The sequence below is a fragment of the Mycobacterium sp. genome, assembly GCF_035314665.1.
In the GTDB taxonomy this organism is placed as follows: Bacteria; Actinomycetota; Actinomycetes; order Mycobacteriales; family Mycobacteriaceae; genus Mycobacterium.
Window position 1 is genome coordinate 1 of the sequence record NZ_DATFZD010000146.1, and the last position, 10,159, is coordinate 10,159.

The following is a 10,159-nucleotide window of genomic DNA, read 5'->3' on the forward strand; positions in this document are numbered from 1 at the left end:
TTCTGGGTCGCCGGGATCGGCGCGGTCAGCATGATCACCGGGTCGGCGCCGGCCAGGGTGGCGGTGTGCACCTTGGCGATCGGGTTGAGCTTCAACGACTTCGCCTTCTCCGCCGACATGAACAGCAACGCGGCCGACCCGTCGGAGATCTGGCTGGAGTTCCCGGCGTGGATCACGCCGTCCTCCTTGAAGGCGGGCTTCAGCTGCGCCATCTTCTCCATCGGCGTGCCCCGGCGGATGCCTTCATCCTTGAGGACTACGTTCCCGTCCTGATCTTTGATAGCCACGATCTGATCGTCGAATGCCCCGGAATCCTGTGCGGCTGCTGCCTTTTCGTGAGAGCCAAGCGAGAACTCGTCGAGCGCGATCCGGTCGAGTCCCCACTGCTCGGCGATCATCTCCGCACCGACGCCCTGGTTGGGGAATACCCCGTGATAGCGGTCCAGGAAGCCCTGCGAGAACGGCTTGCCGCCGTTGGCGAGCGAGGACCCCATCGGTGTCCGCGACATCGACTCCACGCCCCCGGCGACGACGACGTCGTAGTGGCCCGCGATCACCCCCGCGGCGGCGAAGTGGATCGACTGCTGGCTGGACCCGCACTGACGGTCGACGGTGACACCGGGAACGGTCTCCGGCCAGCCGGCGGTCAGCAACGCGGTGCGCCCGATGTCAAGCGCCTGCTCGCCCGCCTGCATGACGCATCCCCAAATCACGTCGTCGACGATCCCGGGGTCGACGCCGGCCTTCTCGACGAGCCCATTGAGGACCTGCGCGGACAGGTCGGCGGGGTGCACTCCGGACAGCCCACCATTGCGCTTGCCGATCGGTGAACGCACCGCCTCGACGATTACGGCTTCGGCCATGACTTCTCCTTAAGACATGAGGTTGTTCCTCGATTGTTGACCAACCCGTTGGACGGCTCGCCGCGGGGGTGCCTACCCGGCCGGTAGCGTCGTAAGTCATGTCGCGCATCGTGATCATCGGCGGCCACGGCAAGGTCGCTTTGCACCTGGCCCGCATCCTCACCCAGCGGGGTGATGAGGTGACTTCGGTCTTCCGCAATCCCGACCACGCCGAGGACGTCGCCGCTAGCGGTGCCCGTCCGGTCGTCGCGGATATCGAGACCCTGGACACCGACGCGCTGGCCGAGCTGCTGGCCGGGAACGACGCGGTGGTGTTCTCCGCCGGCGCCGGTGGCGGCAACCCGGCCCGCACCTACGCCGTCGACCGCGACGCGGCGATCCGGGTGATCGATGCCGCCCGGCAGGCCGGAACGCGACGTTTCGTCATGGTGTCCTACTTCGGCGCGGGACCCGATCACGGTGTCGCCGAAGACAATCCGTTCTTCCACTACGCCGAGGCCAAGGCGGCCGCCGATGCCCACCTTCGCGCCAGTGAGCTCGATTGGACCGTGCTGGGGCCCGGCCGGCTCACGCTGGAACCGGCAACCGGCCGGATCGCCGTGGGCACCGCCGGGGAGGTCTCCCGGGAGGACGTCGCGCTGGTGGCGGCCGCCGTGCTCAGTGATGACACGACGGTCGGGCGGACCATCGAGTTCAACAGCGGCGACCTGCCGATCGCCGAGGCGCTGGCCGCCAGCGGCGATCGCAAGCGCGGCCGTGGCGATCGCGAGCGCGGCGAAGCCGGGCGAAGCGGGTCGCCACCATAAGGCGAAGCCGGGCGCAGCGGGTCGCCGCCATCAATCGGGTAATCTGCACTACGCAGCTGGTTTGCCGACGTCGTCGCAATGACGGTATCGGTATCGAGCGAAGCATGTTAGATGTGCTTCGTAAGAGGGAACCCGGTGAGAGTCCGGGACTGTCCCGCAGCGGTAAGCAGGAACGAAAGCCGTCTAGAAGCACTGGTCGCCCGACCGGGAAGCGACGGCCGGTCGGAGCACCACTCGGTGCGCGCCTGCGAGTCCGAAGACCTGCCGACTGTGCCGGGCGCGCCGCGCCTGGCGGCTCATCGCCTCGTGGAATGGGCGTACGGCTGTCCTCGTTGCAGGAGTGTGCAGGCGGCACACCGCATCGGGGTCTGCTTCGCGTCCCCTGGCGGTGACCACCCCGTCGCTTGAAGGACGAATTCGTGACAGCTACACCGTTTACCGCCACCGTCACCGGCTCCCCGCGTATTGGCCTGAAACGCGAACTCAAGCGCGCCACCGAGGGCTATTGGGCGGGCCGTACCAACCGCTCCGACCTGGAGAACGTCGCCGCAACCCTGCGCCGCGACACCTGGTCTCAGCTCGCCGCCGCGGGGCTGGACTCCGTGCCGGTGAACACCTTCTCCTACTACGACCAGATGCTCGACACCGCCGTGTTGCTCGGTGCGCTGCCCGAGCGCGTACAGAAAGTCTCCGACGACCTGGACCGCTACTTCGCGGCGGCCCGCGGCACCCAAGACATCCCGCCGCTGGAGATGACCAAGTGGTTCGACACCAACTACCACTACATCGTCCCGGAAATCGGGCCGAACACGAAGTTCTCGCTGCACCCCGAGAAGGTGCTCGCTGAGCTCAAAGAGGCTGCCGACCAAGGCATCCCGGCGCGCCCGGTGATTATCGGTCCCATCACCTTCTTGCTGCTGAGCAAGGCGGTCGGCGGCGCAGGCGCCGCGATCGGGCGGATCGACGAGCTGATCCCGCCGTACACCGAGCTGCTCGGCAAGCTCGCCGACGGCGGCGCGCAGTGGGTCCAGATCGACGAGCCGGTGCTGGTCACCGACATCTCCGCCGATGCCCCGGCGCTGGCAGAGAAGGTATACAACGAGTTGGGCTCGGTGGACAAGCGGCCGGCCATCCACGTCGCCACCTACTTCGGGGACCCCGGCGGCGCGCTGACCGCGCTGGCCCGCACACCCGTTGAGGCGATTGGCGTCGATTTGGTCTACGGCGCCGACACCGCAGTCGCCTCGGTTCCCGAGCTCACAAACAAGACGCTGGTGGCCGGGGTCGTCGACGGCCGCAACATCTGGCGCACCGACCTGGAAGCGGCGCTGGGCAAGCTGGCCGCGTTGCTGGGTTCGGTTGGCACGCTGGCGGTTTCTACGTCGTGCTCGACGCTGCACGTGCCGTACTCGCTGGAGCCCGAGACCGACCTGGACGACGCGTTGCGCAGCTGGCTGGCGTTTGGCGCCGAGAAAGTCCACGAGGTCGCCACGTTGGCGCGGGCGCTGAAGGACGGCCGGGAAGCGGTGGCCGACGAGATCGCGGCGTCTAATGCGGCCGTCGCCTCACGCAAGAAGGACGCGCGCCTGCACAACAACCAAGTCCGCGCTCGCATCGACTCAATTACCAAGTCGGGCAACGAGCGTGGGCCGGCCGCCGAACGCCGGGCGGCGCAGACCGCGCGGCTGCACCTGCCGCCGCTGCCGACGACCACGATCGGGTCGTTCCCGCAGACCACCGACATCCGCAAGGCACGCGCAGCTCTGGTCGCCGGTGAGATCGACGAGGCGGAATACACCCGCCGGATGCAGGCCGAAGTCGCCGATGTGATCAAGCTGCAGGAGCAGCTGGGTCTGGATGTGCTGGTGCACGGCGAGCCGGAACGCAACGACATGGTGCAGTACTTCGCCGAGCAGCTGGACGGCTTCTTTGCGACCAAGAACGGCTGGGTGCAGTCCTACGGCAGCCGCTGCGTGCGACCGCCGGTCCTCTACGGTGACGTCACCCGCCAGCATCCGATGACCGTGGCCTGGGCCAAGTACGCCCAGTCGCTGACCGATAAGCCGGTCAAGGGCATGCTCACCGGTCCGGTGACGATTCTGGCCTGGTCATTCGTCCGTGACGACCAGCCGCTGGCCGAGACCGCCAACCAGGTGGCGCTGGCCATCCGCGACGAGACGGTGGACCTGCAGTTGGCCGGCATCGCGATCATCCAGGTCGACGAGCCCGCGCTGCGGGAACTGCTCCCGCTGCGCGACGCCGACAAGAAGGCCTACCTGGATTGGGCCGTCGGCTCGTTCCGGCTGGCGACATCGGGTGTCTCCGACGCGACGCAGATCCACACCCACCTGTGCTACTCGGAGTTCGGCGAGGTGATCGGCGCGATCGCCGACCTGGATGCCGACGTCACCTCGATCGAGGCGGCCCGCTCGCACATGGAGGTGCTCGACGACCTGAACTCGGTCGGGTTCTCCAACAGCGTCGGCCCGGGCGTCTATGACATCCACTCGCCGCGGGTGCCGAGCACCGACGAGATCGCCACGTCGCTGCGGGCGGCGCTGAAAGCCGTTCCCGCCGAACGACTCTGGGTCAACCCGGACTGTGGCCTGAAAACCCGCAACCCCGAAGAGGTTTCGGCGTCGCTCACCAACCTGGTCGCCGCGACCAAGGAAGTGCGGGCCGGCGCCTAGCCCGGAGACGATGCGGCCCGGCGAGGCCGCTGAGGAACCGGGCAATCAGCCGTAGCCCGGGGACGATGCGGGCCGGAACGGGCCGCTGACGAGTCGGGCAACCAGCTGTAGCCCGCCCAATCGCCGAACGTGAAACTGTTGCGAAGAAATCGCTGAAATCTCGCAACAGGTTCACGTTCGGCGCGGGACCTGCCGATTGGTCGGGCTTTCATATACGTGGACCGGCACGTCGTCCGCCCAGGGCTGGCGGGTCACCATATCGGCCACCCGGACGTAGCCGCGCTCGAACTCGCCGGTGGCGGCGTCCACCAGCCGGTACTGCTGCGTCTGTTTGTGGATCGGCTGGGCGTCGAGCATCACCACGCGCACCTCACCCGGTTCGAAGTGGCAGCGCATTTGCAAGGCCGCGACCAACTGCTCGTTGCTGAAGTGCCCGTCGCCGAAATTCCATCCGATGGCGGTGCTGCAAAGTCGCTCACCATCGGTGAGGACGTAGTCGTCCTCGTTCTGACCGGCCATCGCGCGGTGCGCCAAGGTGAACAGGGCCCGGCCGTGAGTGTTGAAGGCGCGGAACGCATATCCCATGTACATCGGGATCTGCGCGGCCTCCTTGCTGCCGTAGAACTTCTCCAGTTGAGCGGCGGGCATGCTCGCGATCGCCACGACCCCCTTGGCGATCTTCGCGTCGGCTGATGGCTTGATACACCACAACGTGGTATCCCAGTTGCCCGCGTAATAACGCATGCCCGGCAGAAAAGAAACCTTGCGCGGCAACAGGTTTCCCGTGACAACGGTGCCCGCGACGACGGCGAACAGCAGGATCGGCAGCGGTGTCGTCAGGTCGCCCAGCCCGACGGCGGCGTGGCCGACGAACAACGACAGCACGCTGAACATCATAAAGACGTTCCACTCCAGCGGCACACCCATCGGAATGGACGACAGGATGCCAAAGTGGAAGCACAGCATGACGAATGCGGCGATCGCGGTGGGCCAGCCGCCATGACTGAAGAACAACACCAGCGGCACCAGTCCTTCGATCGCGGTGCTGAAATGCGCGAGCCAGCGCGACGGCCGGCCCGGACGCAGGTCGTCGGGGAAGTGTTCGAAGAACGCCCGTTTGATAAACCGCGGCCGGAACACTGGGTTGTTGCTCATCATCGTCGAGATGACGAACGGAAAGTGCTTGTTGAGCTTGGATGTTGCTGCGCCCAGCCAGATCACGAGGCACACTAGTTTGGCGCCGATGATCATGTCCACGCCGTAACCGGCGAACAGGAACGCGACCGTGAACGATGCATACACCTCGCCGCGGGCGGCCAGGAAGATGACCTTGTCGCGCAGACCCAGCACCCCAAGCACGCCGAGCACCGCCCAGATCTGCCACGCCGGCAACACCCCGACCGTCGTCCCCAGCTCAGGCATAGCTCCGGTGCCGTCGGAGAAGATCGCGATGACCAGCAGCACCAGCAGTGCGCCGTAGAGCAACGCATCGACCGCGGTGCGCTCATCCCCTTTGGTGAATGGGATGCGATTGGGCCACGGTGGTAGCCGGATGGTGCCGGGCCGCAACCAGTACAGGATCGAGCCGAGGGGCGGAAAGAACCGGTTGTTCAGCGGGCCGAAGCCGCAGCCCAGGCCGACCACCTCGAACAGCATGGTGTAGAGCACGACCTTTTCGAACACGATCGGCTCGGCGTACCAGTGCGCGACGTTGGTGAATCCATTGATCCCCGTAGTCGTCAGCGCGAGCAGCCACGCCGCCAGGATGTACAGGCCGATCTTGACAACGTAGAACAGGTGCAGCGCTATCGGGGTACCGAAGCCAACTTCCGCCCAGTGCCGGGCCATCGGGATGATCTTCTCTGCCCGGGTGCCCTTGTTCCACTCCTCGAAGTCGATCTGCGGAGTCTCCTGTTTGAGAAATCCCATGGCGGCAAGATTAGAACGTGTTCTAGCCGGATTGTTGGGTTCAGCGGAACAACATCCGTCGTTGACTACTACGTTCTGTAGTAGTAGAACGTTGGTTGGGCAGGCAAATCCTCACCCGCCCCCACCAAGGACGGTGATCCGCGATGATCGATCAGACTTCGCCGGGACGCGAAGATGCGAGCGACATCCTCCGTTGGGCTGCAATAGCATTCGCCATCGGATTCGGAATCCACGGGCTAGACCATCTGCGCCGCGGCATGTCGGCATCGCCGCCATTCATCATGATCGGCGGCATGATCCAAGGGCTGTTCGTCGCCGTCGCGGTCGTTATGGCACTAACCCGGCGCCGGCGGGCGCCGGAGGCGGCGATCGCGGTTGGACTCGGCAGCGCCGTGGTATTCACCTACGCACACCTGTTGCCGACTTTCTTGCCGGGCTACCAGGACAGCTTCATCTCACCACCGCACATCAACGTGACCTGGTTCTCCTGGTTCTCCGCCCTGACCGAGATCGGCACCGGCATTGCGTTCGCAATCGCCGGTAGCCGGGCACGCCGATCCGTCGGCGAGTCTTTGGTGGTGCAGCCGCCTTCCCGACGAGGTGTCGCACGATGAGCACCGAGCGAGCAGGAACCCTGTTCTTCGACGGAGCCTGCGGAATGTGCACTCGGTCCAGGGATTTGCTGTTGCGGATGGATCGAACCGGAAACGTGCAGACCGAGGCTCTGCAAAGTCCCGGAACCGCACAGCGACTGGGTATCGCGCCGGCGAGCCTGCTCGAATCGCTTCGGTGGCTGGATCCCTCGGGCACCGTGTATTCCGGTGCGGAGGCCGCCAACGCGGCATTGTCGGCGGCAATCGGCAGCCGAATCCCGTTGGCGCTCTACCGGGTTCCCGGCGTCCGCTTCATCGAGGACGTCGTCTACCGGTGGGTGGTCGCCCACCGGTATCGCTTCCCGGGGACCACCCCGTACTGCGAGTCACACCCCAGCGCCTGCTGAGCTAAAAGGCAGGCACCCCATCCCGGTGTGGATGCAGCGCGCCCACCGGCGAGGTGAGCGGGATATGCAGCGCGTCAACGATTCCGGGCTCGGCATCGCAGATCCACGGTATCGCGTTGACCGCCCGCATGCCCGTTGCCAGCAAGCCGTGATCGTTGTGGCTCTCGCCGGGGAGATACCCGACTTCGAACTCCGCGTCTAAGCTCGGTTCTCCGTCGATATTGACCCGCCAGATGCCATCGGTTCCACCGGTTCGGCCCTTCGGCCAGTCCGGGGCCAGATCGTCGGCGATACGGTCAACGTGCTCGATGGTGACCACCTCGCGGCCGTCTACGACGCCGATGCACGCTGCCCGGGTGGCGCCGACCGTGCCGGCTTCGACGAGTCCGAACGCGGTGTTGATATCGCGCGGCGTGGCCTGAAACTCGCACGTCTCGCGGATGTCATCGAGTTCAACCCCCAACGATTCGGCGACCATGGTGACCGCGGCGCCCCACCCCCAGCGGAGCGTGCCCGGCGCCTTCAACCCACCCTGGTAGTCGAGAGGCTGGCCGAAGCCGAACAGATCGCGCATGTCGTATTCGGCTGGATAGTCCGAGTAGTTCGTGATCTCGATGCCACGTACCGAGTAAACCTTGTGTGACATGGACATCAGCGCGATGGGAAACAAGTCGGCGCCGAATCCCGGCTCGATACCGCTGGAGAACAGAGAGCTTCGTCCGGCTTCGGCCGCGCCGCGGATCGCATCGGTAACCTTGTCGGGCATCGAGCCGCGCGGGTAGACCAGCCCCGATATCGCGGTTGTCACAATGTTCTTGCCGGCGGTGAGGATTCGGCACAGGTCACCGATCGCTTCCTTCATCCGCTGCGGCGCCGGCGCGGCGTATACCACGCAGTCGGCGTCGCCATTGAGGATCGCCGACTCGTCTCGCGTGGCGCAAACTCCGACCGGATCGATGCCGGCGAGCTCACCGGCGTCCTTGCCGCTCTTACTCTCTGAGTGCACCCACACCCCGACCAGCTCAAGGTTGGGCCGGTCGGCAATGGTGCGGATTGCGTACTTTCCGACGCCGCCGGTGGCCCAAACGGCGACTTTGTATTTCGGTTTCACGAGTTCGGCTTCCTTCTCCAGTAGGGACTCTTGATCGCTTCGACGGCTTCGGTGACGTAGTGATCCAGCGGGCGACGGTTGCGGGATTGACGTACCCAGCGCTGAAATCCGTAATCGGCTGCGGCAAAGGCGAGTTGGACCAGTAGGCCCGGTCGGATATCGGTATCGGGGTTGGCGCCCATGCGTGCGGCGACCAGCTTGGCCGCCCGCTCTTTGTCGGCGGGTGTGTGCATGGTCAGCTTGCCGAGCACCTCGGGGGCGACCAGCAGGGCTTTGCGCCACTCTTCGGTGTCGGCCGCGTCGAACGAGCGGGTGCGGGTGACGATCGCGTTGATCAGCGCGACGTCGGGCGACTCGGCGGCGGGCCGCTGTTCGAGCAGGTTGACGATTGCGGTGCCGCCGTGCCGGACCGGTGCCAGCAGCACCTCCTCCTTCGTCGGGACGTACCGGAAGAAGGTCCGTGGCGAAACACCCGCGGCCGCGGCGATTTCCTCCGTTGTCACGGCGTCGTATCCGTGTTCAATGAACAGCCGGAACGCCGCACGCCGGATGTCGGCGCGGATCTGTGCGCGCTGGCGATCTCGCAGCGATTTTCGGTCGGTGGGAAAGGTCATCGGAAGCAACCGATTCCGCCGTCGACCTGGATCGTCTGCCCGGTAATGAAGGTCGCGTCACTGCTGAGCAGGAACGCCACCAGCGCACCGACGTCGGTGCGAACATCGCCGATGCGTTTCATCGGAACGCGCCGCACCGCCTTCGCGTAATCGTCAGGGGCGAACTGCTTCCACGATTTGACACCGTCGGATTCGGCGAAGGGGCAGATGACGTTGACACGGATGTTGTCGCGCCCCCACTCCAGGGCGGCGACCTTCGACAGGCCACGGATGCCTTCCTTCGCGGCTGCGTAACCGCCCCATTTGGGCTCGCCGCCGGTGCCCGTCCCCGAGCCGAGGTTGACGATCGACCCGCCGCCGGCCTCGAGCATCAACGGGTGTACTGCCTGCATGAGCAGGAAGGTCGCCCGGGGGCCGACGTCGTAGCCGAGCGCCAGGTCCTCGGTGGTGATGTCCACAAACGCCTTGGGCTCGTTGGTGGCGATCGCGTTGTTGACCAGCCCGTGCACCGTGCCGAAGGCGTCGACGGCAGCCGCCACGATTCGCTTGGCGCTGCCCGGATCCCGCAGATCGGCGACCAGTTTCGCGACCCGGCCCACCGCCTCGAGCTCGGTGGTTGTCGCTGCGAGCACCTCATCTTGGATGTCGACCAGCAGCACCGCCGCACCACGTTCGAGCAGTGCGATGGCGATGCCCTTACCCACGCCTTGGGCGGCACCGGTGACGATCGCGACGTGCCCGCGCATCGAGTCGGGATGAGTGTAGGTCACTTGACCGGCCCCATCTGGAGCGCCACGCCGCGGTGCATTTCGTAGGTGCTACGGGCACCGTCGGGCAATTCGATGAACTCCACCGGTGTCCCGTCCGGGTCTTTGACGAAAAACATTCGCACACCGCCGATCTCGAACGGCTCCTGGTCGGGCGGATAGCCGGCGTCGCTGATGCGGCGATGGGTGTCGTTCAGATCGGTCACCGACAACGACACGTTGTGAATACCGGTAATGCCGCGACGGGCCGGCTTGTCGGTGCCGGGTTTAGCTCCCAGGGACAGCAGTTCCACCATCAATCCACCCAGCAAGCCACCGACCACGCGGCCTTCTTGCTTCCGCTTAGCGTGCAGGACCGCGTCGAAAGGCTCACCGGAGA

10 protein-coding genes and 1 riboswitch are annotated in these 10,159 nt (G+C 65.8%); of the genes, 4 read left to right on the forward strand and 6 right to left on the reverse strand.

The features are described from left to right. Positions 1–863, reverse strand: an 863-nt coding sequence (locus tag VKI00_RS11775; protein WP_324437638.1) for a thiolase family protein, incomplete at its 3' end; no start/stop codon positions are given. 98 nt (positions 864–961) lie between these two features. Between VKI00_RS11775 and VKI00_RS11780 the strand changes: the two genes are divergently transcribed. Further along, on the forward strand, positions 962–1,669 hold the full coding sequence (locus tag VKI00_RS11780) for an SDR family oxidoreductase (protein ID WP_324437639.1): 708 nt from the start codon (positions 962–964) through the stop codon (positions 1,667–1,669). A gap of 71 nt (positions 1,670–1,740) precedes the next feature. Next, positions 1,741–1,952: riboswitch (cobalamin riboswitch) on the forward strand. Positions 1,953–2,088: 136 nt separating this feature from the next. Continuing rightward, positions 2,089–4,359 carry a 5-methyltetrahydropteroyltriglutamate--homocysteine S-methyltransferase gene (gene metE / locus VKI00_RS11785; RefSeq protein WP_324437640.1) on the forward strand — a complete coding sequence of 757 codons (2,271 nt, stop codon included), beginning with the start codon at positions 2,089–2,091 and terminating at the stop codon, positions 4,357–4,359. Positions 4,360–4,530: 171 nt separating this feature from the next. Here the strand turns inward: metE and VKI00_RS11790 are convergent, their stop codons facing one another. Continuing rightward, complete coding sequence (locus tag VKI00_RS11790) at positions 4,531–6,288, reverse strand: DUF3556 domain-containing protein (protein WP_324437641.1); 1,758 nt, start codon at positions 6,286–6,288, stop codon at positions 4,531–4,533. 143 nt (positions 6,289–6,431) lie between these two features. On the opposite strand from VKI00_RS11790, the gene VKI00_RS11795 reads away from it, so the two are divergent. Both VKI00_RS11795 and VKI00_RS11800 read left to right on the forward strand, forming a co-directional pair. After that, on the forward strand, positions 6,432–6,902 hold the full coding sequence (locus VKI00_RS11795; RefSeq protein WP_324437642.1) for a hypothetical protein: 471 nt from the start codon (positions 6,432–6,434) through the stop codon (positions 6,900–6,902). Then, positions 6,899–7,288 carry a DUF393 domain-containing protein gene (locus tag VKI00_RS11800; RefSeq protein WP_324437643.1) on the forward strand — a complete coding sequence of 130 codons (390 nt, stop codon included), beginning with the start codon at positions 6,899–6,901 and terminating at the stop codon, positions 7,286–7,288. The genes VKI00_RS11795 and VKI00_RS11800 overlap by 4 nt, the downstream gene beginning before the upstream one ends. 1 nt (position 7,289) lies before the next feature. On the opposite strand, the gene VKI00_RS11805 is transcribed toward VKI00_RS11800, so the two are convergent. The 4 genes from VKI00_RS11805 to VKI00_RS11820 all read right to left on the reverse strand — a co-directional run. Continuing rightward, on the reverse strand, positions 7,290–8,399 hold the full coding sequence (locus VKI00_RS11805) for a dihydrodipicolinate reductase (protein ID WP_324437644.1): 1,110 nt from the start codon (positions 8,397–8,399) through the stop codon (positions 7,290–7,292). Beyond that, entirely contained in the window at positions 8,396–9,013 is a 618-nt protein-coding gene (locus tag VKI00_RS11810) for a TetR family transcriptional regulator (protein ID WP_324437645.1), read from the reverse strand. The genes VKI00_RS11805 and VKI00_RS11810 overlap by 4 nt, the downstream gene beginning before the upstream one ends. Continuing rightward, a complete protein-coding gene (locus VKI00_RS11815; RefSeq protein ID WP_324437646.1) occupies positions 9,010–9,783 on the reverse strand; it encodes an SDR family NAD(P)-dependent oxidoreductase in 774 nt (257 codons plus the stop codon). Before VKI00_RS11815 ends, VKI00_RS11810 begins: the two co-directional genes overlap by 4 nt. Continuing rightward, a partial coding sequence (locus tag VKI00_RS11820; protein WP_324437647.1) for a VOC family protein occupies positions 9,780–10,159 on the reverse strand: 380 nt, incomplete at its 5' end. The genes VKI00_RS11815 and VKI00_RS11820, both read right to left, overlap by 4 nt.

Bases quoted from the DNA above. Each gene is read 5' to 3' on its own strand.
- VKI00_RS11780 (WP_324437639.1), top strand. From the start codon at position 962: ATGTCGCGCATCGTGATCATCGGCGGCCACGGCAAGGTCGCTTTGCAC.
- VKI00_RS11790 (WP_324437641.1), bottom strand. From the start codon at position 6,288: ATGGGATTTCTCAAACAGGAGACTCCGCAGATCGACTTCGAGGAGTGG.
- VKI00_RS11795 (WP_324437642.1), top strand. From the start codon at position 6,432: ATGATCGATCAGACTTCGCCGGGACGCGAAGATGCGAGCGACATCCTC.
- VKI00_RS11800 (WP_324437643.1), top strand. From the start codon at position 6,899: ATGAGCACCGAGCGAGCAGGAACCCTGTTCTTCGACGGAGCCTGCGGA.
- VKI00_RS11810 (WP_324437645.1), bottom strand. From the start codon at position 9,013: ATGACCTTTCCCACCGACCGAAAATCGCTGCGAGATCGCCAGCGCGCA.